This is a genomic window from Actimicrobium antarcticum (assembly GCF_039536745.1).
Lineage (GTDB): Bacteria > Pseudomonadota > Gammaproteobacteria > Burkholderiales > Burkholderiaceae_D > Actimicrobium > Actimicrobium antarcticum.
Map to the genome: position 1 here is coordinate 118,599 of NZ_BAAAZE010000005.1, position 26,178 is coordinate 144,776.

21 protein-coding genes and 1 tRNA gene are annotated in these 26,178 nt (G+C 58.5%); 14 read left to right on the forward strand and 8 right to left on the reverse strand.

The window, feature by feature from the left end:
• Window positions 1-40: 40 nt before the first annotated feature.
• Window positions 41-2,017 carry an ice-binding family protein gene (locus ABD720_RS03425; RefSeq protein WP_344761822.1) on the reverse strand — a complete coding sequence of 659 codons (1,977 nt, stop codon included), beginning with the start codon at window positions 2,015-2,017 and terminating at the stop codon, window positions 41-43.
• Between the two features lie 333 nt (window positions 2,018-2,350).
• Here ABD720_RS03425 and ABD720_RS03430 point away from each other — a divergent pair, with 333 nt between their 5' ends.
• Complete coding sequence (locus ABD720_RS03430; protein WP_344761823.1) at window positions 2,351-2,617, forward strand: hypothetical protein; 267 nt, start codon at window positions 2,351-2,353, stop codon at window positions 2,615-2,617.
• Between the two features lie 150 nt (window positions 2,618-2,767).
• Here ABD720_RS03430 and ABD720_RS03435 read toward each other — a convergent pair.
• Window positions 2,768-2,844: transfer RNA gene (locus ABD720_RS03435), tRNA-Pro, on the reverse strand.
• Between the two features lie 169 nt (window positions 2,845-3,013).
• Here ABD720_RS03435 and ABD720_RS03440 point away from each other — a divergent pair.
• Window positions 3,014-4,135, forward strand: coding sequence for a M14 family metallopeptidase (locus ABD720_RS03440; protein WP_344761824.1), 1,122 nt, complete (start codon window positions 3,014-3,016; stop codon window positions 4,133-4,135).
• Between the two features lie 59 nt (window positions 4,136-4,194).
• Here ABD720_RS03440 and ABD720_RS03445 read toward each other — a convergent pair whose 3' ends face one another.
• From ABD720_RS03445 to ABD720_RS03470, 6 genes are all read right to left on the reverse strand, one after another.
• Entirely contained in the window at window positions 4,195-5,901 is a 1,707-nt protein-coding gene (locus tag ABD720_RS03445; RefSeq protein ID WP_344761825.1) for a methyl-accepting chemotaxis protein, read from the reverse strand.
• 170 nt (window positions 5,902-6,071) lie between these two features.
• Window positions 6,072-7,319 carry a DUF2863 family protein gene (locus ABD720_RS03450; RefSeq protein ID WP_344761826.1) on the reverse strand — a complete coding sequence of 416 codons (1,248 nt, stop codon included), beginning with the start codon at window positions 7,317-7,319 and terminating at the stop codon, window positions 6,072-6,074.
• Between the two features lie 188 nt (window positions 7,320-7,507).
• On the reverse strand, window positions 7,508-10,219 hold the full coding sequence (acnA, locus tag ABD720_RS03455; RefSeq protein ID WP_344761827.1) for an aconitate hydratase AcnA: 2,712 nt from the start codon (window positions 10,217-10,219) through the stop codon (window positions 7,508-7,510).
• A gap of 148 nt (window positions 10,220-10,367) precedes the next feature.
• A complete protein-coding gene (locus ABD720_RS03460; RefSeq protein ID WP_344761828.1) occupies window positions 10,368-10,886 on the reverse strand; it encodes a hypothetical protein in 519 nt (172 codons plus the stop codon).
• 21 nt (window positions 10,887-10,907) lie between these two features.
• Window positions 10,908-11,879: an HpcH/HpaI aldolase/citrate lyase family protein gene (locus ABD720_RS03465; protein ID WP_344761829.1), complete on the reverse strand. Its 972-nt coding sequence runs from the start codon at window positions 11,877-11,879 to the stop codon at window positions 10,908-10,910.
• Window positions 11,880-11,998: 119 nt separating this feature from the next.
• Window positions 11,999-12,988, reverse strand: coding sequence for a malate dehydrogenase (locus tag ABD720_RS03470; protein WP_344761830.1), 990 nt, complete (start codon window positions 12,986-12,988; stop codon window positions 11,999-12,001).
• Between the two features lie 321 nt (window positions 12,989-13,309).
• Here ABD720_RS03470 and ABD720_RS03475 point away from each other — a divergent pair, with 321 nt between their 5' ends.
• The 12 genes from ABD720_RS03475 (at window position 13,310) to ABD720_RS03530 (ending at window position 26,068) form a co-directional block, all read left to right on the forward strand.
• Complete coding sequence (locus ABD720_RS03475; protein WP_344761831.1) at window positions 13,310-14,086, forward strand: GntR family transcriptional regulator; 777 nt, start codon at window positions 13,310-13,312, stop codon at window positions 14,084-14,086.
• 135 nt (window positions 14,087-14,221) lie between these two features.
• Window positions 14,222-14,632 carry a succinate dehydrogenase, cytochrome b556 subunit gene (gene sdhC, locus ABD720_RS03480; RefSeq protein WP_344761833.1) on the forward strand — a complete coding sequence of 137 codons (411 nt, stop codon included), beginning with the start codon at window positions 14,222-14,224 and terminating at the stop codon, window positions 14,630-14,632.
• Window positions 14,632-14,997: a succinate dehydrogenase, hydrophobic membrane anchor protein gene (sdhD, locus tag ABD720_RS03485; RefSeq protein WP_344761834.1), complete on the forward strand. Its 366-nt coding sequence runs from the start codon at window positions 14,632-14,634 to the stop codon at window positions 14,995-14,997. Before sdhC ends, sdhD begins: the two co-directional genes overlap by 1 nt.
• A gap of 2 nt (window positions 14,998-14,999) precedes the next feature.
• A complete protein-coding gene (gene sdhA / locus ABD720_RS03490) occupies window positions 15,000-16,778 on the forward strand; it encodes a succinate dehydrogenase flavoprotein subunit (RefSeq protein WP_344761835.1) in 1,779 nt (592 codons plus the stop codon).
• Window positions 16,779-16,882: 104 nt separating this feature from the next.
• Entirely contained in the window at window positions 16,883-17,593 is a 711-nt protein-coding gene (locus ABD720_RS03495; RefSeq protein WP_344761836.1) for a succinate dehydrogenase iron-sulfur subunit, read from the forward strand.
• A gap of 207 nt (window positions 17,594-17,800) precedes the next feature.
• Window positions 17,801-18,070 (forward strand): FAD assembly factor SdhE, encoded by a 270-nt coding sequence (locus ABD720_RS03500; RefSeq protein WP_344761837.1) that lies wholly within the window; start codon window positions 17,801-17,803, stop codon window positions 18,068-18,070.
• A gap of 82 nt (window positions 18,071-18,152) precedes the next feature.
• Window positions 18,153-19,457 carry a citrate synthase gene (gltA, locus tag ABD720_RS03505; RefSeq protein ID WP_344761838.1) on the forward strand — a complete coding sequence of 435 codons (1,305 nt, stop codon included), beginning with the start codon at window positions 18,153-18,155 and terminating at the stop codon, window positions 19,455-19,457.
• A 204-nt stretch (window positions 19,458-19,661) separates the two neighbouring features.
• Window positions 19,662-19,916: a hypothetical protein gene (locus ABD720_RS03510; protein WP_344761839.1), complete on the forward strand. Its 255-nt coding sequence runs from the start codon at window positions 19,662-19,664 to the stop codon at window positions 19,914-19,916.
• A gap of 30 nt (window positions 19,917-19,946) precedes the next feature.
• Complete coding sequence (locus ABD720_RS03515) at window positions 19,947-22,802, forward strand: 2-oxoglutarate dehydrogenase E1 component (protein ID WP_344761840.1); 2,856 nt, start codon at window positions 19,947-19,949, stop codon at window positions 22,800-22,802.
• Between the two features lie 61 nt (window positions 22,803-22,863).
• On the forward strand, window positions 22,864-24,147 hold the full coding sequence (odhB, locus tag ABD720_RS03520; protein WP_344761841.1) for a 2-oxoglutarate dehydrogenase complex dihydrolipoyllysine-residue succinyltransferase: 1,284 nt from the start codon (window positions 22,864-22,866) through the stop codon (window positions 24,145-24,147).
• Window positions 24,148-24,220: 73 nt separating this feature from the next.
• Window positions 24,221-25,648 (forward strand): dihydrolipoyl dehydrogenase, encoded by a 1,428-nt coding sequence (lpdA, locus tag ABD720_RS03525; RefSeq protein ID WP_344761842.1) that lies wholly within the window; start codon window positions 24,221-24,223, stop codon window positions 25,646-25,648.
• A gap of 9 nt (window positions 25,649-25,657) precedes the next feature.
• Window positions 25,658-26,068: a hypothetical protein gene (locus tag ABD720_RS03530; protein WP_344761843.1), complete on the forward strand. Its 411-nt coding sequence runs from the start codon at window positions 25,658-25,660 to the stop codon at window positions 26,066-26,068.
• Window positions 26,069-26,178 lie beyond the last annotated feature (110 nt).

Here is a 26,178-nt window from a genome sequence, read left to right on the forward strand (position 1 = left end):
CGATGCAACCGGACAGAAAGACAGATGCCGCAATTGCCGGTCAAGGTGCCGGAACGTTGATCACGGTGTTGACCAGCGTTACCGAAGCGCCCAGTGACAGAGCCCGTCCATTGAGCGTCACGATCGCGACGTTACCTGCGGTCGAGAAGGCAGCGCCGGCTTGCGTAATGATGGTGCCGACCATGGTACCGCCACCGGCGGCATTGATGGTGGCAGCGCTACCGACTTGCCAGAACACGTTTTTTGCTTGCGCGCCGCCGACCAGAATAATGCTTTGCGGGAAGGCTGCACCCGGACCACCGACGGTCAGCGAGGTCGCCATCTGGAACACGAACACCGCATTCGGATCACCCTTGGCATCCAGAGTCAGGTCGCCGCCTTCGATCTTGAATGAACCGGAGGCCGATGTGTAGACGCCAGGAGCCAGCACCAGGTTGGCCAGGCTGCCGGCACCAGGATCGGAGCCGGAAGGCAAGGCGACCAGTGCGTTGTAGGCGGCCAGTGTATCGGCACGTACCTTGGTGGCAATCGTGAACGTGGCGGCATTACCTTCGGAAGGGCAGGCAGCCGTCGGAGGCGGTGCAGCGGTGTAGATGTTGCCGTTGACGAAGCCGGAATTGCTGCCGGTTTCGGTGTAGACGCAACCCGGACCGGCATCGTGCAATCCGGTCACCGAGGTCGACACGGCGGTGGTGCCGATATCGCCATTGATCAGGGTCAGGATGCCCTGATTGGTTATGCCGGCGGAACCGCCAAAACTACCGAACGTCACTGCGGCGCCCAATGGAAAGACTTGTGGATTGATTGCCGCAGGCTGGCAAATGCCGGTTGCCGGTCCTGCTGTAAAACGCCATACCGTATCGCTGGCCATGGTGTTGGCCGGTGCTGCAAGATCCCGCACACCATTGATACCGCCCTTGATGGTGGCCGTGTATGTGACACCTGCAGTCAGCGGATTGGCTGGCGTGAATGTGGCAGTTTTTCCGGTGGCATCATCGAGGGTGATAGACGATGCCGTGACTGCCGCCGGACCGGTTACGGTGAAGGTGGCTGCATCGATGCTGGAGGGGTCCATTTCCAGGCCGGAAGGTACAGTGAAGTTGGCGCTGATCGTGGCGGACGGGCAGACACCAATCGCATTGGCGCTCGGGCTGGTGCCAGAGACGACCGGATTGCCAGCCGGCGCAGCAGCGGCTGCGGTAAATGTCCAGACGTGGTTGCCAGCGGCGGGAAGCGTCGCCTGGTTACCGGCCAGCGCATTGCCGGCAAGGTCGGTTGCGGCAGTGGTGATCGTTGCCGTGTATGTTGTGCCGGTGACGAGTGCTGCGTTGGGTGCGAACACCGCCGTGCGATTTGCCGCCGAATAGGTGACGTTGCCGGCGGGCGCCACGCACGGTGACGTGCAAGACAACGTAAAACTTGAGGCGTTGATAGTGCTCGCTTTCATTGCTTCGGTGAAAGTGGCGCTGAGAGAAGCGTTATTGGCGAAGCCGGTGGTCGGGCCGGGATTGGTTGTGGCAGGATTCGTGCGGGTGACCCGCGGGCGGGTGCTGTCGGCGGCGAGTCCCGTGGTGAAGTTCCAAGTCGTTGGCGTCGCCAGGGCAACGCCGGTTGCCAGGCTTTTCGCGCCGGACACCGTTGCCGTATAGGTCGTCAGTGGTGATAGTGCCGTATTGGCTGCGAGGCTGTACGTGGCGACTTTGCCAGTGCTGTCGAGCGTGGTCGTTCCGGTTGGACTGACGCAAGGTGCAGCGCAGGTCACGGTGAAGTTCGCAGTCCCGGCCAGAGCAGCCATCGCCTCGCTGAAGGTGGCGCTGATCGCCGGATTGCTGATCGATACACCGGTTGCGTTATTGGACGGCGTGAACAGGGTGACCGTGGGCGCGAGCGCTGCAACGCCGCCAGCGCCGAGGATAGGATCCTTGCCGCCGCCACCGCATCCAGCCGCCAAGGCACTTGCCAGCAGTGCGATGCACAATGGTAGCAGCCGGAGCTGTCCTTGATAAATACTCTTCATGGGTTTCCTCTTGATGTGGTTTGGTATCGCCGTTGCCAAGCCCTGGTCGGCAGAAACGCAAAAGCGTTGCTCAATTCGCTGGCACGGCATGTCGTGGGTGGAGTATCCGCATCAGGACAGCAGTCTCTGTGCGGTGGCCCACATTGGCTTTGGCAATTGATGAATTGTTGCTACTTGGGTACAAAGTGATTTTTGTTAGCACGTGGGTGATTGACTTGTGGGTATATTTTCATGACACGTTGATATCAATTGCATTGCTTCGAACGAGATAGGCGCACACCACAGTCAGCCAACCGCTACTATGTCGGCCTTCAATCAACGAAAGCACGCACCGTGAAAAAAACCGGAATGGCAAAAACCGACGCCAAAAAACTGATGGGTAAAACTGCAGCCCCTGGCCTGAGCGGTTTCGAGAATGTGGAAGTCGCCACCGTCGATCGCCGTGAACAGCGCAAACGTGATCAGGCTATGGGACTGGTGCCGTTCGCCGTCAAGATCAACAGCGATCTGGTGCTGCAATTGCAGACGCTGGCGAAAGAGCGTGACGTCGAACTCAATGTGCTGGTGGCAGAGGTGCTGGCAAAGGGATTGGCGGACTAAGTAACGTCGTTTGCCTCGACCTGTTTGTCCGTGCGGGAAACACGGAAACAGGGCGATCGCGTCGAGCACGCACTGTGACCGCGGCAAGCAGGAAAAATGCTCCATAAAAAAAGGGCTACAAGCCGAAACTTGTAACCCTATTGAATCCATTGGTCGGGACGGAAGGATTCGAACCTTCGACCCCGTGCACCCCATGCACGTACGCTACCAGGCTGCGCTACGCCCCGACTGGACCGCAAGTATAGCAGAGCACCCCGAGAGTTCGCCATCCCGGCGACCAACCAGTTGCCAGCCGGGTAGGCAGCCGCGCGTCGAAAATACTTTATGATGACCCGGCTCGGCAAGTGCGCTTCGCGCTGGTCACTTTCATGTTCGACATTTCAAGAGTCCACTTCCATGCCCATCAAAATCAGCCATCAATTCGATGCCGGCGCCATCGATGTTATCTCTGCCGTCAACCCGCAACAGATCGACCTGCACATACGCAAGGACAGCCATGCCGAATTCGCGCAGTGGTTTTATTTTCGGTTGCAGGGCGCGCGTGGCGAAGCCTGCAACCTGCGCTTTCTGAATGCCGGCAAGACCACCTATCCGGCCGGCTGGAATGACTATCAGGCCGTCGCTAGTTATGATCGCGAGAGCTGGTTCCGGGTTCCGACATCGTTCGACGGCACGGTGATGACGATCACGCACACGCCGGAACGCGACAGCGTCTACTACGCCTATTTCGAGCCGTACTCATGGGAGCGGCATCTGCAGTTGCTGGGTGACGCCGAAGCCTCACCGCTGGCGCGCATCATCGACCTCGGTACCACGCTCGACGGGCACGACCTGAATGCCATCGTCATCGGCAACCCGGCGGCGGCCAAAAAAATCTGGGTCATCGCCCGCCAGCATCCCGGTGAAACCATGGCGGAATGGTTTGTCGAAGGCCTGGTCGGTGCAATGCTTGATCCCGACAATCCGGTCGCGCTGCAGTTGCTGAAAAAAGCGGTGCTGTACATCGTGCCGAACATGAATCCGGATGGCTCGGTACGTGGCAACCTGCGGACCAATGCCGCCGGTGCCAACCTCAATCGCGAATGGATGACTCCGTCGCTGGCGGTCAGTCCGGAAGTGCTCGCGGTGAAGACGAAGATGCACGAGACCGGCTGCGACCTGTTTCTGGATGTGCATGGTGACGAGGCGCTGCCGTATGTCTTCGTGGCAGGCAGCGAAATGCTGGAGAACTTCAGTCCGGCCCAGGCCACCGCGCAACAGCGCTTTCTGGACTGCTTCGTGCAGGCCAGCCCGGATTTCCAGACCAAGGTGGGCTATGCCAGCAGCAAGTATCGGGAAGAGGTATTGAAGCTGGCCTCCAAGTACGTGGCGCATACCTTCAAATGCGTATCGCTGACGCTGGAAATGCCGTTCAAGGACAACGCGATCAATCCGGATGCACGCATCGGCTGGGATGGCGATCGCAGCGCGCAGCTGGGTGCGGCGATCCTGATACCGGTACTGGATGCGATGGCGTGAGTTGAGATGGGATGCGTGTCGGGGCGTGCGCTGTCACGCCCGCTATGGCGCCGCTCCCGTCAGAATTCTTCCCAGTCATCTCCAGCCTTGCTAGCCACGCGCTGCACCGGACGGACTTTGGCGATGGCAGTGCGCGCTGCAGCGACCCGCATCGTCGGGCGTGCCATCGGTACGGCCGCCGTGCCCGATGCCGCTTGTGCTGCGTGCATCCCCGGCGCAATCTTGAAGACGCTGACATCAGCGGCCAGCATCACTGCCTGCGTGCGCATGCTCTCGGCCGCTGCTGCGGCTTGCTCTACCAGTGCGGCATTCTGCTGGGTCATTTCGTCCATCTGCGCCATGGCGAGATTGACCTGTTCGATGCCGGCGCTTTGCTCCTGACTGGCCTGGGTGATGTCGCTCATGATGGCAGCGACCTGCTGCACGCTGGCGACGACTTCGTTCATCGTCATGCCGGCATCATTGACCAGCCGGCTGCCCTGCTCGACCTGTTCGACCGAACTGTCGATCAGGCTCTTGATCTCTTTGGCGGCACTGGCGCTGCGCTGGGCCAGGCTGCGGACTTCGCTGGCCACGACCGCAAACCCGCGTCCCTGTTCGCCGGCGCGGGCCGCTTCGACGGCGGCATTCAATGCCAGGATATTGGTCTGGAACGCGATCCCGTCGATCACGCTGATGATGTCGGCGATCTTGCGCGAGCTGTCGCTGATCGCACCCATTTTGGCGACCACCTGGCCGACCACGGCACCGCCTTTGGCGGCGACTTCACTGGCGGACGTGGCCAGCTGACTTGCCTGACGTGCATTGTCGGCATTCTGCCGCACGGTGCTGGTGAGTTGCTCCATCGAGCTGGCTGTTTCTTCGAGCGAGCCGGCTTGTGCTTCGGTGCGACTGGACAGGTCGGCGTTGCCCGACGCGATCTCCTGTGCCGAGACGCCGATGTTGTCGGTCGACACGCGTACACCTGCAACCAGTGTCGACAGGTTGGTCGTCATTTGATGCAGGGCCTCGAGCAGCTGGCCGGTTTCGTCGCGACTGGTGGCAGTGGTGCTGTTGGCACTCAGATCACCGGCCGCGACCTGACGCGCGGTGGCCACTGCCTCGGCCAGTGGTCGCGTAATCGAGCGGCTCAGAAGCCAGGCACAAAGTACGCTGAAAACCAGCGTCAGCACGCCGAGTGCGCTCATCAGATTGCGACTGGCTTCATAGGTGGCATTGATCCCGATAGCGGTCTGGTCGATACGGCGACGCTGTTCAACGAGCAGCGCCTCGATCTTGCTGATGTAGGCCTTCGACGCCGGTGTAAACGTCTGGTCCAGCAGCTGGTTGGCTTCATCGAGCTTGCCGTCTTTTTTCAGGGTGACGATGGTGTCGCGTGACGCGAGATAGATTTTGCGCAGCGCGCTGATCTCCTCGAACAGGGCTTTCTCGGAAGGGGTGTGCATTTTTTCGCTGATGGCTTTTTGCAGTTCCCCCGAGTTTCGGGTGGAGCTCGCCTGGTCCTCCGCAAAAAAAGCGGCCAGTGAGGGATCACTGCTGCGGGCGATGGCTGCGGTACGGCGCGTACCGGCAGCGATATTGCGGTACCAGTCGCCGATCAGCCGCTCGGTGGCCAGCGGTTCCTGCAGCAATTCACGCGTGGCACCAGCAACGGCACTGAGGCGCGCAACGCCGATGATGATCGACACCAAGGACAGTAGCAGGATGACCGCGAATCCAAGTGCCAGCCGCAATCCGATGGGTAAGTCACGGAAGAATTTTTGCATCGCCACGCCTTTGATATGTGTTGAATCAGGGCGGGGATTTTTACATATTTTTGTCCGGGCTTGAACTTTTCGTGCAAAAAATTCAAGCAGGGTACGGTCGTTGACGGGGTGCCACGGACGTTACCGACAGGCTTCGTGGTGGTCCGGAAACGGCGATCAGGCAGTTGTTGTCAATGGAAATGTGTCGCGCCTTGCGGTGCATCTTCCGGCATTTCGGCATGCACCAGTTCGGCTTCCGGATCAGGAAACATCGGTGCGCCGCAATCCTCGCAGAACTCCAGCGGGAAACGATCGGGATGCGTGATGATGTTGGTCACGCCGGCATCGCGCAGCAGGGTGGTGATTTCTTCCAGCGGGGTTGGCATCGGCACTTCGCCGGCCGCGAGGCGTTGCAATGGCAGGGCGTCGGTGTCGGCCAGATTTTCTTCATCTTCTTCGCCATACAGCGGCCACACTACGCCATACACCACGTCCGTATTGTCACTGGTGCTAAAGCCGATCCGGTATTCATCAGCGCGGCCATTGACGGTGTCTTCACCGAAACTGCCGATGCTGGCCTGCAGTTTGCTGGCGTCGATCGACAGGGTGTGATTCAGAAAATGTACGGCGGCATTGATCGATGCCGGGCGGATCTGGCGGTCGCCTTCGCGGCAGGCCACGTAATACGCTTCTGGCAGCAATAACTCGATACCGCAACCGGGCAACAAACGCGTGATGGTGGGCATTGCCTGCGCTTGCCAGTGGACCAGTGCGGCGTCACGGTCGGCCAGGTCCATCGAGGCTTGCCAGCGCATCAGCGGCGCGCCGGCCGGCACCACCACGACCGCCAGCAGGTAGCGGGTATCGGCCAGGAACGGGGCAGTTTCGGGTGCGGCAGTGGGTGTGCGCAACACGGTGCCTTTCAATGCGGCCTGCGCCAGGCGCTGGGTCACGGTCCAGGCTTCGACATGCGAACGCGGCAACTGGTCGATCGCAAACAGCGTCGGCGCCATCGCCAGCTTCACGTTCGGTGCCAGCAAGTGGGCATTCAGATGGGCTGACAGGGTCTGCACCACGTCCGCTGCAATTGGGCCGGAGGCAATCGAAAAACGGGTCCATGCAAGGATAGGCACGGCCAGCAGCAACGCGTCATACAGTTCGTCGTCGATCTCGATGACGGCAGATTCGCTGTTGGCCTCGGCCGCTTCCATCAGTGCATCGTAGGCATTCGCATCGGACTGGAACAGATGGTCGAGCGCGCCATCGATGGTGTCCTGATGATCGGCCTTGAGCAGCTTCTGGAGCAGTGCGTCGAGCTGGCTTTCCCAGCCGCGCTCTTCGATGCGGCTGGCGGACAGGACCACGGCTGACGCAAAGGTGGCGAGGCGCTGGCTGTCTGCGGAAAGTTTGTGAGAACCGGTTTTGGTTTGACGACGCATGAGGGGCTTGGAGTGGCAGGGACGAAGCTTCGTATTGTAGTGGATTCGGTGGGTTGTCGCGACGCTAACTGCGCAGCCATTGCGCTGTGATGACGTTAGCAGCAGGAGCCTCCAGCCGTCTTTCCGGACGAAAAAAAACGCCGGGCTAACCCGGCGTTTCTGGTGATGCGGATGCTGCCAGCGAGGTTTTACGCAGCCAGCAATTGGCGTAGAACGAATGGCAGGATGCCGCCATGCTTGTAGTAATCGACTTCGATCGGTGTGTCGATGCGCAGCAGCACCTTGACGTCTTGCGAGGTGCCATCGGCGCGATGGATTACCAGCGTGGCTTCCTGTTGCGGCTTGATGTCGCTTTCGATCCCTTTCAGGTCGAAGGTTTCATTGCCCGTGATGCCCAGCGTGACGGTGCTGTCGGTGCCCAGGAATTGCAGTGGCAACACGCCCATGCCGACCAGGTTCGAGCGATGGATACGCTCGAATGAACGGGCGAACACGGCTTTGACGCCCAGCAGCTGCGTGCCTTTGGCGGCCCAGTCACGTGACGAACCCGTGCCGTACTCTTCGCCAGCGAAGACCATGGTTGGCGTGCCCGCAGCCACGTAGGCCATCGCTGCATCGTAGATCGACATTTCCTTGCCACTAGGCTGATACAGCGTGATGCCGCCTTCGACCAGCGAGCCATCGGCCTTTTTCGGGATCATCAGGTTCTTGATCCGGACGTTGGCGAAGGTGCCGCGCATCATGATTTCATGATTGCCGCGACGCGAGCCGTACGAGTTGAAATCGGCCAGCAAGACGCCGTTGGCCTTGAGCCATTTGCCGGCCGGGCTCGATTCCTTGATCGCGCCAGCAGGCGAGATATGGTCGGTGGTGATCGAGTCACCAAACACGCCCAGGGCGCGCGCCGCGGTGATGCCGGTGGCGGCGGCTTTCGGCTCCATCGTGAAGTCCGCAAAGAACGGTGGCTCGGCGATGTAGGTCGATTTCGGCCAGTCGTAGACTTCGCCTTCGGCCGCGCCGGTAATGTCTTCCCACAGCTTGCCCGGGGCACCCTTGACGTCGGCGTAGTTCTCTTTGAAGGTCTTCGCGTTCATCGCGAACTTCATCAGCTTGGCGATCTCTTTCGAGGTTGGCCAGATGTCGCCGAGGAAGATGTCCTTGCCGTTGACGGTGCCGACAGGCTCGGTCATCAGGTCGCGCGTCATGGTGCCGGCGATGGCGTAGGCCACTACCAACGGCGGCGATGCCAGGAAGTTCGAGCGGATGTTGGCGTGGATGCGGGCTTCGAAGTTGCGGTTGCCCGACAGGATGGCGGAGGCGACCACGTCGTTCTTGACGATGGCTTCGTTCATCGCTGGCGTGAGGTCACCGGCGTTACCGATACAGGTGGTGCAACCGTAGGCGGTCACGCCGAAACCGAGTTGCTCAAGGTATGGCAACAGGCCAGCCGCTTCGAGGTACTTGGTGACGACGCGCGAGCCAGGCGCCAGCGAGGTCTTGATGTGTGGCGAGACGGTCAGGCCGGCTTCGACCGCTTTCTTGGCCAGCAGGCCGGCAGCCAGCAACACGCTCGGGTTCGAGGTGTTGGTGCACGACGTGATGGCGGCGATCAGGATGTCACCGTTCTTGAGATGTACGCCATCGGTGTTGGTGTAGACGGCATCGAGATCAGCGGCTTTCTTGTTGAAGCCATTGTCGGCGATCGACTTCGAGAACAGGTCGGAAAAAGTCGACTTGACGTCGCCGATTTCGATCCGGTCCTGCGGGCGCTTCGGGCCGGCCAGCGAGGGTGCCACTTTGCCGAGGTCGAGACCGACCACATTGGTGTAATCGATGTCACCGGCTTTCGGAATGCCGTACAGGCCTTGTGCGCGGAAGTACGCTTCGAAGGCTTCGATCTCGGCTTTGCTGCGGCCGGTGCCCTTGAAGTAGTCGATGGTCTGGTCATCGACCGGAAAGAAGCCCATCGTGGCGCCGTATTCCGGGGCCATGTTGGCGATGGTGGCGCGGTCGGTCAGCGACAGGGTTTCGGTGCCTTCGCCGAAGAATTCGACGAACTTGCCGACGACTTTTTCCTTGCGCAGCATTTCGGTAATGGTCAGCACCAGATCGGTCGCAGTCACGCCTTCACGCAGCATGCCGGTCAGGTTTACGCCGACCACATCCGGTGTCAGGAAATACACTGGCTGGCCGAGCATGCCGGCTTCCGCTTCGATACCGCCCACGCCCCAGCCGACTACGCCGATGCCGTTGATCATGGTGGTGTGCGAATCAGTACCGACCAGCGTATCCGGGTAATAGACCTTGTCGACCGACTTGTGCACGCCGCGTGCCAGGTATTCGAGGTTGACCTGATGGACGATGCCGAAGCCCGGTGGCACGACGCCAAACGTGTCGAATGCCTGCATGCCCCATTTCATGAACTGGTAGCGCTCCTTGTTGCGCGAGAATTCCAGTTTCATGTTCAGGTCGAGCGCGTCTTTTTCGCGGAAATGATCGATCTGGACCGAGTGGTCGACGACCAGGTCGACCGGTACCAGCGGCTCGATGTTCTTGGCCTTGATGCCCATTTTTTTTGCCACGTTACGCATCGCAGCCAGATCGGCCAGCAGTGGCACGCCGGTGAAATCCTGCAGCACGACACGTGCCACGACGAACGGGATTTCATCGACGCGGGGTGCCGTCGCGCCCCAGTTGGCCAGTTCGCGGATATGGTCTTCGGTCACTTTTTTGCCATCGCAATTGCGCAGCACGGATTCCAGCACGATGCGGATCGACACCGGCAGGCGCGAGATGTTGATGCCGAGTTTTTTTTGCAGCGCCGGCAGCGAGTAGAACTTGCCTTTTTTGGAATCGGACAGCTTGAATTCCTTGAGCGTATTGAGCGTATTGCGGGCCATGACCTCTCCTGTGATTACGAATAATGGTGATATTTTTTTGACGACTTTTGACGTTTTAACGACTGAAATTCAGTGCTTTCCAGGCGGAGTCGTCATCCCCGTACCGGCTTTTTGGATGCTGATGGTTGCGTTCATTGCGTTGCTACGGTCAGTTTTTTGCCTGTACGGCGCCTGCTGTGCCAGCCACCATTTGGGTCGGGTCCTTGCATTCATTGGCCAGTTGCTGACCTTTTTTTGAATCAAGCAGTATGCCCTTGGCCGGAATGCCGATCCACACCATGCCGGAGCGTTTGTTCTCGAAACGGTGGGCGCCGGTGGTGGTGCTGACGCGCTTCATCCGCGTGAGCAGCTTGTGCCAGCGCAAGGCGATGTAATTGTCGTCACCATCGTTGCGGAAGATCGTTACCGTGTTGCCCAGCTCGCACTTGTATTCGGTGGACAGGGCTTTGTCGGCGTCGATTGCGGCACCGGTGTCGTCGTCGTCAGGTGCGGCCAGTTCGTACGGCGCGACGGTGGCTGCTGCTGCAGCAGCTTTCTTTGATGTGGATTTCTTTTTTGCGGTTTTGCTGGGGGCCGGCTTGTCATTGCTGGCAAATGTGGCTGGTGCGTTCAGCGCCAGGCCCGCGAGTAGCAGCGCACTTAATGAGGTGGACAGGAATTTGTTCATTGAAAATCTCCGGAAATAGGGTTACAGCAAGTTTGCAGCGTTGTCGGGAAGCGGCAAGCCGCTCGCCCTCGCGCGCTGCAGTATGGTCCAAAAATAGCGATAACTGGCGCGATCATGCAGGCGGCCGTTATGCTTGATGGGACCCCATTGGGCTGCCTGTGCTTCGAACAGGATCTGTGTGGCTTCCGCCACCTCCGATATACGTGGCACAAACGATTTGATGATGGGTTTGATCTGGTCCGGATGGATGCTCCACATCCGGGTATAACCGAATTCCGCGCAGGCCCGGCTGGCATCATTGGCGGCAATACCACTGTCGCTGATGTCCGTCGTGACATTGTGGGACGGTACTTTGCCATGTGCATGACAGGCTGCCGACATGGCCAGTTTGGCGCGCACGACCAATGGATGGGTAAATTGTCCGGGGGTGCGCATCGCGCTTGCCGGGATCGCGCCGTAATGCGCCGAGACAAAATCCATGATGCCAAAGGACAGACATTCGACCTGTTCGAGCGCGGCAATGGCAAAGACATCCTGCAAGGCGCCGTGGGTTTCGATCAGGATGTGTACCGGCAGATTCTCGCGTCCGGCTGACCGTGCATGCTGGTTGATGATGTGGATGGCATGAACTGCCTCGGCCACGCTATCGACTTTCGGCACGGCCAGGTAGGCCAGGCGCTGCGCCGCACCGCGGCAAATGGTGGCGACGTCCTGGCTGAAAAATTCGCTGTGGACATCATGGACGCGGGCACCAATCCGGTTGAATTGATTGGCGTCGCTGGCAATGAGGTGCGTGACCAGTTCTGCATGCGCGATTTCGTCGCCGGCGGCGGCGCCGTCTTCACAGTCGAACGTGATGTCAAAGATAGGGCCAAGTTCTTGTTGCAGGGCAATCGACTTGCGCATCAGCTTGTCGGAGCCGGCATAGTGATCGCAGACCGGAAGCGACACCGGTGGACGTTTACCCTGGAACAAGACCTCGGAAGGGTGCATAAGCAAATGGGATCCAAGCTTACAAAAAAGCTAAAAAAGAGACGTCTGCAAGTCACCGACGCGCAAGCATGATGCCGCGCGCCGGTAATTGAAGCCGGTGGTAAATGCCGTGATGTTACTTAGCCGACCAGGTGTTTCACGCCTTCGCGCTCTTCGAGCAATTCGTTGAGCGTGACGTTGATGCGCTCGCGCGAGAATTCATCGATGGCCAGGCCGGAGATGATTTTGTACTCGCCGTTTTCGGTGGTGACCGGGAATCCGAAAATGGTGCCTTCAGGAATGTCATACGAACCATCGGACGGGATGCCCATCGTGGTCCATTTGCCGTTTGTACCCAATACCCAGTCATGCACATGGTCGATGGCTGCATTGGCTGCCGATGCTGCCGATGACAGGCCACGTGCTTCGATGATGGCGCCGCCGCGCTTGCCGACGGTTGGCAGGAACGTGTCTTTGTTCCATGCAGCGTCGTTGATCATGTCCTTGACCGATTGGCCGTCGATGGTCGCGAAACGGTAATCAGCGTACATGGTTGGCGAGTGATTGCCCCAGACGCACAGCTTTTCGATCGAGGCAACTGGCTTGCCGGTCTTCGCAGCGATTTGCGACAGTGCGCGGTTGTGATCCAGACGCAGCATGGCGGTGAAATTCTTGGCTGGCAGATTTGGTGCCGACTTCATGGCGATGTAAGCATTGGTGTTGGCAGGGTTGCCGACGACCAGTACCTTGACATTGCGCGAAGCGACGGCGTCGAGTGCCTTGCCCTGGACCGTAAAGATCTGTGCGTTGGCTTCCAGCAGATCCTTGCGTTCCATGCCGGGGCCACGTGGACGGGCGCCAACCAGCAGAGCCACATCGATGTCCTTGAATGCAGTCATCGGATCGCTGTGGGCGGACATGCCGGCCAGCAGTGGGAATGCGCAATCGTCGATTTCCATCATGACGCCCTTGAGCGCTTTCTGGGCTTTCTCGTCGGGGATTTCCAGCAGTTGCAAAATGACCGGTTGGTCCTTGCCTAGCATGTCGCCGTTGGCGATGCGAAACAGCAGGGAGTAACCGATCTGTCCGGCGGCGCCGGTCACCGCGACACGCATTGGGGCTTTAGCCATGATGAATCTCCAAGTAAGTAGAAAAACGATGCAGGAACTGTAGTGAGGTCCCCGACAGTCCGCAATCATACCGCCGAAAACAGCGCTGGTCAGCCACACTTCGTCGTCCTGGCCGACATGCGGGGCTGGAATCGACACTGCCGGATAGTCGTCGGTTGATTGTTGATTGTTTGTTCAATGTTGCTTCGGGAACCAGATTCTGGCGCGAGTGTAGGCGTGCGATTGTGTTCTGTCAACGCGATTCTTATATCTTATATAAGACACATCACAGGGTAGTTTTCGCTGGACGCGACTGCTGTTTTCATGATGAAATCAGGTCCTATGAGCAATTCACCGACCATTATTCCTGTTATCGCGCCTCCGCCCGCGGGCTTTGGCGCGGCGCCGACGTTCAGTCCGTTGTACCAGCAAATCAAGGCGCTGATCACCGGCAGCCTGCAAGCCGGAGAGTGGAAGCCCGGAGAATTGATTCCCAGCGAGGTTGAGCTGGCTGCACGATTCAAGGTTAGTCAGGGAACGGTGCGCAAGGCAATCGATGAGTTGTCGGCCGAGAACCTGGTGGTGCGTCGCCAGGGAAAAGGTACTTTTGTTGCAACGCATCACGAGGTGCGCGCCCAGTTTCGCTTCCTGCGCCTGATGCCCGATGCCGGTGAGGCGCACCAGGCGGATAACCAGATTATCGAAGTCAAGCGTCAGCGCGCTCCAGCCGACGTCGCCCGTTTGCTCGACATCAAGCCTGCTGATGCAGTGATCTTCATTAAGCGGGTGCAATCGTTTGACGGCGCGCCGACGATTCTGGAAGAGCTATGGTTGCCGGGACTGATTTTCAGAGGGCTCACTGCGGAGCGACTTGTTGAATACAAAGGGCCGATGTACGGTCTGTTCGAAACCGAATTCGGTACCCGAATGATTCGTGCCACCGAAAAAATCCGGGCCGTCCATGCAGATCATATTGCGACAGGACTGTTGAATGTGTCGGTCGATACGCCCCTGCTGAGCGTGGAGCGGGTGTCCTTCACCTATGGCGACAAGCCCGTGGAGGTGCGGCGAGGCCTGTATCTGACTGATCGGCACCACTATCAGAATGAGCTGAGTTAGTCCTGGTTCAGGCCAGGCGCAGCCAAAGCAGAGCGGTCGGATAAGGGCTATATTGTCGAGGTTCGCCGATTAAGTTTGGTGTGGCGCACAAAATCAGTGAAAATCAAAGAATTATCAAGTCGGGGAGAAGTTTGCATGTCTGAAGTTACAAAAAAGAACAGGCCGGAGTTCCGAAATATCCACGTCACGCAACTGGCAAACTACCGCCTGCCACTGGCCGGATTGATCTCCATCCTTCACCGCATCAGTGGTTTCCTGATGTTTGCGTTGTTGCCATTGATCCTGTATTTGCTGGATCAAAGCTTGTTGTCCGAAGGGACGTTCGAGCATTTCAAGGGAATTACTTCCAACTGGTTCGTCAAGCTGATCATCCTCGCGGTTTCATGGGCGTTCCTGCATCACTTCTGCGCTGGCATTCGTCATCTGATCATGGATAACCATATCGGCATCGACAAGGATTCCTCACGTAAATCTGCCGTGGTCGTCTTCGCCGTGAGTCTGCCGTTGGCAGCCCTCGTAGCCCTGAAACTGTTTGGAGCGTTTTAATGGCTAACAATAATATCGGACCAAAACGCCTTGTCGTCGGCGCGCACTACGGCCTCAAAGACTGGTTGGCGCAACGTATCACGGCCGCTGTCATGGCCATCTACACCGTCATCCTGCTGGTGTGCTTTTTCAGTGCACAAAATTTCAGCTATGAAGGTTGGGCTGGTCTGTTCGCGCAGCAGTGGTTCAGGATCGCTACGTTCGTGACCTTCCTTGCTTTGTTCTATCACGCTTGGGTCGGCATGCGCGACATCTGGATGGACTACGTCAAACCTGTCGCTATTCGTATTACCTTGCAAGTCGCCACTATCCTGTGGCTGATCGCTTGTGCTGGATGGACGGCACAAATTATCTGGAGAGCATAACCGTGTCAGCTATCAAATCCGTCATTCCTACCCGTCGTTTTGACGCCGTCATCATCGGCGCTGGCGGCTCGGGCATGCGCGCTTCGTTGCAGTTGGCCGAGGCCGGACTGAATGTCGCCGTATTGTCCAAAGTTTTTCCTACCCGTTCGCACACCGTTGCAGCCCAGGGCGGTATCGGTGCCTCCCTCGGCAATATGGCTGAGGACAGCTGGTTCTGGCACATGTTCGATACCGTCAAAGGCGGCGACTACCTGGGTGACCAGGACGCGATCGAATTCATGTGTCGCGAAGCGCCAAAAGTGGTCTATGAACTTGAGCATTTTGGCATGCCGTTCGACCGCAATCCCGATGGCACGATTTACCAGCGCCCATTCGGCGGCCACACCGCTAATTTTGGTGAAAAGCCGGTCCAGCGCGCATGCGCTGCAGCTGACCGTACCGGTCACGCGATGCTGCATACGCTTTATCAGCGCAACGTGCGCGCCAAGACCCACTTCTTCGTCGAGTGGATGGCGATGGACCTGATCCGCGATGCTGACGGCGATGTGATCGGCGTCGTCGCGCTGGAAATGGAAACCGGCGAGTGCATGATCCTCGAAGCCAAGACCACGGTCATGGCAACCGGCGGCGCAGGGCGCATCTGGGCCGCATCGACCAATGCCTTCATCAATACGGGTGACGGCATGGGCATGGCAGCACGTGCCGGCCTGCCGCTCGAAGACATGGAATTCTGGCAGTTCCATCCGACCGGTGTCGCCGGTGCGGGCGTGCTGATCACGGAAGGTGTCCGCGGCGAAGGCGGTATTCTGATCAACAGCGAAGGCGAGCGTTTCATGGAACGCTACGCACCGACGCTGAAAGATCTGGCACCACGCGACTTCGTGTCACGCTCGATGGACCAGGAAATCAAGGAAGGTCGTGGTTGCGGTCCGAACAAGGATCATGTGCTGCTCGACTTGCGTCACATCGGCGCCGATACGATCAAGAAGCGCTTGCCATCGATTCTGGAAATCGGTCACAAGTTTGCCAACGTTGACGCCACCAAGGAACCGATTCCGGTTGTCCCGACGATTCACTATCAGATGGGCGGTATCCCGACCAATATCCATGGTCAGGTCGTTGCGCCCAAAGACGGCAATCCGAACAGCATCGTCAATGGCTTGTATGCCATTGGCGAATGCTCCTGCGTGTCGGTCCACGGTGCCAATCGTCTCGGTACCAACTCGTTGCTCGACTTGCTGGTGTTTGGCCGTGCTGCCGGTAACCATATTGTTGCCAGTGGCCTGAAAGCGCGCAGCAACAAGCCGCTGCCAGAGGGTGCTGCCGACTTCTCGATGGATCGCCTGAACCGACTCGAAGCCTCGACCGGTTCGGAAAAAGTGCAGGATGTCGCCAACGATATTCGTGCCGCGATGCAGCGCTTTTGTGGCGTGTTCCGTAATGATGCGTTGCTGCAGAGTGGCTACGACGCCATCATGGAACTCGACAAGCGTGTCAAGAACGTGTCGTTCAAGGACAAGTCGAAGGTCTTCAACACTGCCCGTGTCGAAGCCCTGGAACTGGACAACCTGATCGAAACCGCCAAGGCAACCATCACGTCAGCACTGGCACGCAAGGAATCGCGCGGCGCCCATGCGCAAAGCGATTACGAGAAACGTGACGATGCCAACTGGATGAAGCACACGTTGTGGTTCTCGGAAGGCAATCGCATCGAGTACAAGCCAGTGGTCACCAAGCCGCTGACAGTCGAGACGTTCCAGCCCAAAGCACGCACGTTCTAAATTGCCGGGGACAGGTTTCGATGAGCGAATCCTGTCCTGCACATTGATTGATCTGTTGAGGATTGCGTCACGCAAGAGCGATGCAGTCCCGCAAAAGGGTACTTATGCCACGCACAATGAATTTTGAAATTTACCGCTACGATCCGGACAAGGATGCCAAGCCGTACATGCAGAAGCTGACCGTCGAGTTGCAGGACTCCGACAAGATGTTGCTCGACGCAATCCAACGCATCAAGGCGGATGTCGATGATTCGCTGGCACTGCGCCGTTCATGCCGCGAAGGCGTCTGTGGTTCGGACGCAATGAACATCAATGGCAAGAATGGTCTCGCATGCACGACCAACCTGAATGAACTGAAACAGCCTATCGTGCTGCGTCCGTTGCCGGGACTGCCGGTCATTCGCGACCTGATCGTCGACATGACCCAGTTCTTCAAGCAATACAATTCGATCAAGCCATTCCTGATCAACACCACGATCCCGCCAGAAAAAGAGCGGCTGCAATCGCCGACAGAACGCGAAGAACTCGATGGTCTGTACGAGTGCATCCTGTGCGCCTGCTGCTCGACCTCATGCCCGTCGTTCTGGTGGAATCCGGACAAGTTCGTCGGGCCAGCCGGCCTGTTGCAAGCCTACCGTTTCATCGCCGATACCCGCGACGAAGCCACCGCCGAGCGTCTCGACAATCTGGAAGATCCGTATCGCTTGTTCCGCTGCCATTCGATCATGAATTGCGTCGATGTCTGTCCGAAGGGGTTGAACCCGAACAAGGCCATCGGCAAAATCAAAGAGCTGATGGTGCGTCGCGCAGTCTAGGCGGCAGACCGCGTAGTACCCGTGCCGGGACAGTAGCGCAATGCGGACTGTCCCGGCAACCGGATGCCTGTCGTTCGGGTTGAGTTTGATCGGAGCAGGGCATAACCTGCCCGGATCGAATTCATTCCAAACGGAAGTCGCAGCGATTCCCGTAATGAAAAACCAGCAGGACCCGGTTCCGACCCTTTTGAGAGATTGACCGTAGCCATGTACACCACGCATCAGTCCGACCCTGCCAACCGTTCCCGCCTGCGCTGGCGTGCGCGCCGTGGCCTGCTCGAAAATGACTTGATCCTGACACGCTTTCTGGATGCGCATGAAGCGACCCTGAGTGACGATGAAGTCGATGCCCTGACCCGTCTGCTGGATCTGTCGGATAACGATCTGATGGACTTGATGCTGGCACGCAAGGAGCCTAGCGGCGCCGACGATCTGCCTCAGGTTCACGCCTTGCTGACGCGCTTGCGGGCGGCCTGAGCGAGTAATCCTGACCCCGAATATGCACTAACGCCCAGCCCTTTTTTATTCACCGACTCACCGTTCAAGAGAAGGAACAGCCATGTCCCAAACCGCTGATACCACTGCTACCCTGTCGTTTTCCGATGGCAGCCCATCGCTAGAGATGCCGATCTACAAAGGCACAGTCGGACCGGACGTCATCGATATTCGCAAGCTGTATGGCGCCACCGGCAAGTTCACCTACGATCCGGGCTTCATGTCGACCGCCGCGTGTAATTCGGCGATTACCTACATCGATGGTGACAAGGGCGAGTTGCTGTATCGCGGTTACCCGATCGAGCAACTGGCGGTGAATTGCGATTTTCTGGAAACCTGTTTCCTGCTGCTCAATGGCGAATTGCCTACCGACGCAGAGCGCAGCAAGTTTGTCGAAACGGTCACGCAGCACACGATGGTGCATGACCAGATGCAATTCTTCTTCCGTGGCTTTCGTCGTGATGCCCATCCGATGGCCGTGCTGGTCGGTACCGTCGGCGCGCTGTCGTCGTTCTACCATGACTCGCTCGACATCACGGACCCGCACCACCGTGAAGTATCGGCGATTCGCCTGATCGCCAAGCTGCCGACCCTGGTCGCCATGGCCTACAAGTACAACGTCGGTCAGCCCTTCGTGTATCCGCGCAATGACCTGTCGTACAGCGCCAACTTCATGCGCATGATGTTCTCGAACCCGTGCGAAGAGTACAAAGTCAACGACGTGCTGGTACGCGCGCTCGACCGCATCCTGATCCTGCATGCCGATCACGAGCAAAACGCATCGACCTCGACCGTGCGTCTGGCCGGTTCGAGCGGCGCCAACCCGTTCGCCTGTATCGCAGCCGGTATCGCCTGCCTGTGGGGTCCGGCACACGGAGGTGCCAATGAAGCGGCATTGAACATGCTCAAGGAAATCGGTACTGTCGACAAGATTCCCGAGTTCATCGCCAAGGTCAAGGACAAGAACTCCGGCGTCAAGCTGATGGGCTTCGGTCATCGCGTCTACAAGAACTTTGACCCGCGCGCCAAGCTGATGCGCGAAACCTGCTACGAAGTGCTGGAAGAGCTGGGCCTGCAAGACGACCCGCTGTTCAAGCTCGCCATGGCGCTGGAAAAAATCGCGCTGGAAGACGACTACTTCGTCTCCCGCAAGCTGTACCCGAACGTCGACTTCTACTCGGGCATCGTGCAATCGGCGCTGGGTATCCCGGTCTCGCTGTTTACCGGTATTTTCGCGATGGCACGTACGGTCGGCTGGATCGCACAATGGAATGAAATGATTTCCGATCCAGAACAAAAAATCGGTCGTCCACGTCAACTGTTCGTGGGTAATGTCGCACGCGATGTGACGCCTATCGACAAACGATAATTCCCGGTTGATCGGGCCGGGTCGTTTTCCGGCCCGTGTTTTGACAGTGATTAAAAAACCCCCGTGAGCGCGTTGCGCTGGCGGGGGTTTTTTTGTGGGGGAGTTCTGCCATTATTGGTCATAGCGAATGGAGTCGAATCCTGACATGCATAGCGGTTCGCAGTCCAACGGTCAGTCTGTCGTCGCCATCACTGCCATTCCGCGATGCAAATCGTCGGTCGTCCGGCAATTCGGCGCAGGCCCGATCGCCTGCGGAGCGCAATTCGCGTTAATCATGCGGTATCGACCGCAAGTCGCGATGAAAGAAAGATCACCTATGTTATTCTGTCGCCAGCAAAAAAAATTGCCAACCAGTTTACCGAATACCTGTACTCGAATACCCAAGCCCTTCCCCACAACTTGATGTGCAATCCGCTAACCGGTCAGGCCGTGTCGCGGAAGGTTAAGCTAACCCGCTAATCTCGCGAAACGCGAAGAAAGGTGCGCAATATGATGCAGCAGTATCGTTCCAACTCCTATCTGTTCGGAGGGAATGCCCCGTACATTGAAGACCTGTACGAGTCCTACCTCGACAATCCTGGCTCCGTGCCGGACAACTGGCGCGCGTATTTCGACGCGATGCAGCACGTCCCGGCAGTCGACGGATCCGACAAACCCGATGTGGCGCACGCCCCTGTGGTCGCTTCGTTCGCCGAGCGTGCCAAGCAAGGTCCGATCCGTACTGTCGTCGCTTCTGTCGATGTTGAAATGGGCCGCAAGCGCGTCGCTGTCACCCAGTTGATCGCCGCTTACCGCTTTCTTGGCAGCCATTGGGCCAATCTGGATCCCCTGCAACGCCAGGAACGTCCCACCATTCCCGAGCTGGAGCCGAGCTTTTACGGTTTTGCCGACGCGGACATGGACATCGTCTTTAACATCAGCAACACCTATTTCGGCGGCGAAACCGCGACCCTGCGCGATATCCTCAACGCGCTGCGCGACACCTACTGCCGTTCGATCGGTGCCGAATTCATGTATATCAGCGATCCGGGCGAAAAGCGCTGGATGCAGGAGCGTCTGGAGTCGAGTCGTTCGTCACCAAGCTTCACCGCAGAGAAGAAAAAACACATCCTCGACCGCCTGACCGCAGCCGAAGGTCTGGAGCGTTATCTGCATACCCGCTACGTCGGCCAGAAGCGTTTTTCGCTCGAGGGCAGCGAAAGCTTCATTGCTTCCCTGGATGAAACCATCCAGCGCGCCGGTGAAAAAGGCGTGCAGGAAATCGTCATCGGCATGGCCCATCGCGGCCGCCTGAACGTGCTGGTCAACATCCTTGGCAAGACCCCGCAAGAACTGTTCTCGGAATTCGAAGGCAAGCATGCCGACGACCTGCCGGCTGGCGATGTCAAATATCACCAGGGCTTTTCCAGCGACATCACCACCCCGGGTGGTCCGGTCCACCTGTCGCTCGCCTTCAATCCATCGCATCTTGAAATCGTCAACCCGGTTGTCGAAGGTTCGGTCAAGGCACGCATGGATCGTCGCGGCGACGTGGATGGCGTGCAGGTATTGCCGATCCTGGTGCATGGCGATGCCGCTTTCGCTGGCCAGGGTGTGGTGATGGAAACGCTGAACCTGGCCCAGACCCGCGGCTACGGCACGGGTGGCACGGTGCATATCGTGATCAACAACCAGATCGGTTTCACGACCTCGGACCCTCGCGATTCACGCTCGACACTGTATTGCTCGGACGTCGTCAAGATGATCGAAGCGCCCGTGTTGCACGTCAACGGTGACGATCCTGAAGCGGTCGTTTTCGCGACGCAAATCGCGATGGATTATCGCGTCGAGTACAAGAAAGACATCGTCGTCGACATCATCTGCTATCGCAAACTGGGTCACAACGAGCAAGACACGCCAGCACTGACACAGCCGCTGATGTACAAGAAAATCGGCCAGCACCCGGGCACGCGCAAACTGTACGCCGACAAGCTGGTCGCGCAGGGCACGATTGCTGCGGATGAGGGCGATACCCTGGTCAAGGCGTTCCGTGATGCGATGGATGCCGGTCACCACACCGTCGATCCGGTCATCTCGAACTTCAAGAACAAGTATGCCGTCGACTGGATGCCGTTCCTGAATCGCAAATGGACCGACTCCGCCGACACCGCCGTGCCACTGGCCGAACTCAAGCGTCTGTCGAGCCGCATTACCGTCGTGCCGGAAGGCTTCAAGGTCCACTCGCTGGTCGAAAAAGTGCTGGGCGACCGTGCCAGCATGGGCCGCGGTGAACTGAACCTGGATTGGGGCATGGGCGAACATCTGGCCTATGCGACGCTGGTCTCGTCCGGTTACGCCGTGCGCCTGACCGGACAAGACGCCGGTCGCGGTACCTTCGTGCATCGTCATGCCGTGCTGCATGACCAGAACCGTGAACGCTGGGATGCCGGCAGCTACATTCCGCTGCAAAACATCTCGGAACAGCAAGCTCCGTTCAAGGTCATCGACTCCGTGCTGTCCGAAGAAGCCGTGCTGGCCTTTGAATACGGTTACTCGACCGCCGAGCCAAACACGCTGACGATCTGGGAAGCCCAGTTCGGCGATTTTGCCAACGGTGCCCAGGTCGTGATCGATCAGTTCATCAGCTCCGGCGAAGTCAAATGGGGTCGTGCATCAGGTTTGGTAATGATGCTGCCGCACGGGTATGAAGGTCAGGGTCCGGAGCATTCCTCGGCCCGTCCGGAACGCTTCCTGCAACTCTGCGCCGACAACAACATGCAAGTGGTCCAGCCGACCACGGCAGCGCAGATTTTCCATCTGCTGCGTCGCCAGATGATCCGGCTGTTCCGCAAGCCGCTGGTCATCATGACGCCGAAGTCGCTGTTGCGTAACAAGGATGCCGGTTCGCCGTTGTCGGATCTGGCCACGGGCAGCTTCAAGACCGTGATCGGTGAATGCGATGACAAGATCGAAGCCAAGAAGGTCAAGCGCATCATTGCGTGTTCGGGCAAGGTCTATTACGACCTCGTCAATGCACGCAAGGAACGCGGCCAGATCGATACCGCAATTTTCCGTGTCGAGCAGCTGTATCCGTTCCCGCACAAGGCACTGGCCACCGAACTGAAAAAATTCCCGAACTTTACGGAATTGGTCTGGGCCCAGGATGAACCGCAAAATCAGGGACCATGGTTCCAGATTCAGCACAACATCTTCGAGAACCTCGATGACGGTCAGAAGCTGGCCTATGCCGGTCGTCCTGCCAGCGCCTCCCCGGCAGTTGGTTACTACGACAAGCATTACGCCCAGCAAAAAGCGCTGATCGACACCGCATTTTCGAAGCTCAAAGGCTTTGTCCTTACCAAATAATTGAAACGGCGGCGCACCGGAAACCGGCGCGCCGCACGAACAAACCGAATCGGAGTGTTACATGGCAATCCTTGAAGTCAAAGTCCCGCAGCTGTCTGAATCCGTCGCTGAAGCGACCCTGCTGCAGTGGCATAAAAAAGTCGGCGAACCAGTCAGCCGCGATGAAAACCTGATCGATATCGAAACCGACAAGGTGGTGCTCGAGCTGCCGGCACCGGCCGACGGCATCATCACCCAATTGATCGAGCCGGATGGCGCGACGGTCGTCGCCGGTCAGGTCATCGCCCTGATCGATACCGACGCATCGCCCAAGGTTAGCCCGATGGAAGTGTCGTCGTTGCCAGTACCGATTGCGCCTGCTCCTGCCCCGGCAGCCGACCCGGTTGCCGCTGCGATCAGCGCAATGGCCTCGAAGGCATCGGCCAATGTCGCCATGCCAGCCGCTGCAAAAATGCTGGCCGATAACAACATGACCACGACGCAAGTCGATGGCACCGGCAAGGATGGCCGCGTCACCAAGGGCGACGTGATCAACCACCTGGAAAAGAAGCCTGCACCCGCTGCACCAGCAGCGGCAGCACCTGCCGCAGCGGCCAAACCGGCACTGCAACAGATCGCATCGGCCAGCGCACTGAACCTGGGCGAGCGTCCGGAACAGCGCGTCCCGATGAGCCGCCTGCGCGCCCGTATTGCCGAGCGTCTGGTGCAATCGCAATCGACCAACGCCATCCTGACCACGTTCAATGAAGTCAACATGGCCCCGGTCATGGAGCTGCGCAACAAGTACAAGGACAAGTTCGAAAAAGAGCATGGCGTCAAGCTGGGCTTCATGTCGTTCTTCGTCAAGGCAGCTGTTGCCGCGCTGAAGAAATACCCGGTCGTCAATGCTTCGGTCGATGGCAACGACATCGTCTATCACGGCTACTTCGACATCGGTATCGCGGTCGGTTCACCGCGTGGGCTGGTGGTTCCTGTGTTGCGCAATGCGGACCAGATGTCAATCGCCGATATCGAAAAGAAAATCGGCGAATTCGGCGCCAAGGCCAAGGATGGCAAGCTGACGCTGGATGATCTGACCGGCGGCACCTTCTCGATCTCCAACGGCGGCACGTTCGGTTCGATGCTGTCGACCCCGATCATCAACCCGCCGCAATCCGCCATCCTGGGCGTGCATGCGACCAAGGACCGTGCCGTAGTCGAAGGCGGTCAGATCGTGATCCGTCCAATGAACTACCTGGCCATGTCGTATGACCATCGCATCATCGATGGTCGTGAAGCAGTGCTGGCGCTGGTCACGATGAAAGAAGCGCTGGAAGACCCGGCTCGCCTGTTGCTGGATCTGTAAATAACGATTGCGGCGGCCCGCGTCCTGAGGCGCCGGCCGCCGCAATGTCTGGTGCGTAAAAAAGGATAGGAACATGTCGAAAAATTTTGATGTTGTCGTCATCGGTGGTGGTCCCGGTGGCTACATCGCTGCGATTCGTGCAGCACAACTCGGCTTCTCGGTAGCCTGTATCGATGAATGGAAAAACGCCGCAGGTGGTCCTGCGCCGGGTGGTACTTGTACCAACGTCGGTTGCATCCCATCGAAAGCGCTGCTGCAATCGTCCGAACACTTCGAACACGCCGGCCACGCGTTTGCCGAGCACGGTATCGATGTCAAGGGCCTGAGCCTGAATCTGCCGCAAATGCTGTCGCGCAAGGACACGGTCGTCAAGCAGAACAACGACGGCATCCTGTATCTCTTCAAGAAAAACAAGATTACCTTCTTCCATGGTCGCGGCGCGTTCGTCAAGAACGACGCCAGTGGCATTGAACTGTCGGTGACGGGCAAGACCAACGAGTCGCTGATCGCCAAACAGGTCGTCATCGCAACGGGCTCGAATGCGCGTGCACTGCCGGGTACCCCGTTCGACGAAAAAATGATTCTGTCGAATACCGGCGCACTGGCCATTGGCGCGGTGCCCAAGCGCCTCGGCGTGATTGGTGCCGGCGTGATCGGCCTCGAAATGGGCAGCGTCTGGCGTCGTCTGGGTGCCGAAGTTACGGTACTCGAAGGCTTGCCAACCTTCCTTGGCGCGGTCGACGAGCAGATCGCAAAGGAAGCCTTCAAGCTGTTCACCAAGCAGGGGCTCGGTATCCAGCTGGGCGTGAAGATCGGCACCATCACGACCGGCAAGAAAGACGTCACCGTCGAGTATGTCGACGCCAAGGGCGACGCGCAGAAAGCCGTGTTTGACAAGCTGATCATCTCGATCGGCCGTACGCCAAACACGATCGGCCTGAATGCCGAAGCGATCGGCCTGAAGCTCGACGAGCGCGGCTTCGTGCAAGTCGACGACCAGTGCAAATCCAGCGTGACCAATGTGTGGGCCGTGGGTGACGTGGTGCGTGGGCCGATGCTGGCGCACAAAGCCGAGGAAGAGGGCGTTGCCGTGGCCGAACGTATCGCCGGCCAGCATGGTCATGTCAACTTCAACACCGTACCGTGGGTGATTTACACCTCGCCGGAAATCGCCTGGGTCGGCAAGAACGAACAGGAATTGAAGGCTGCCGGAGTGGCTTACAAGGCGGGTTCGTTCCCGTTCCTGGCCAATGGTCGCGCCCGTGCACTGGGTGATACCAACGGCATGGTGAAGTTTCTGGCCGATGCCAAAACCGATGAAATCCTCGGCGTGCATATCATCGGACCATCGGCTTCCGAGCTGATTTCCGAGGCCGTCGTGGCCATGGAATTCCGCGCGTCGGCGGAAGACATCGCACGTATCTGCCACGCCCATCCGTCCCTGTCGGAAGCCACCAAGGAAGCCGCACTGGCAGTCGACAAGCGCGCGCTGAACTTCTAGGAGGCAGCCATGATGCGCAGATTCGCGTTGGCGTTGGCGTCGGTGTCTGTGTTGGTGGCCGGTTGCGCAACCGTACCTGCCAGTCAGACCATGCTGGTCGAGACGCGCAGCGATGGCCAGCCACTGGCCGGAGCGACCTGTCTGGTTAGTCTCGGTAGCGAAGGCTATACGGTGGTGACACCGGCCACGGTCTCTGTGGCCGGTGCACGCGGTGACCTGCAGGTGGTCTGCAACAAGCCCGGCTATCGCAGTTCGGAGCTGTTGTTCCGCTCGGCGCGTTCAGGTTTTCCGAATGTTGGCATCGGTGCCTCTGGTGGCAGTGGCGGCAACCTCGGACTCGGGCTGGGGTTGAGCTTTCCGTTGCAGGGTGGTCGCCCTGACTACCCGCCGCGTGTTTCTGTGGAGATGGCGCTGCAATAGCAGCGCAATGGAAGTGTGGTGATTGGATATTGCAGTACCGGGCGAGCACATCTCGCCCGATTTTTTTAAGGGCATCGCCTGGCTGTGTCCTTGAAAAAATCGCGACGTAG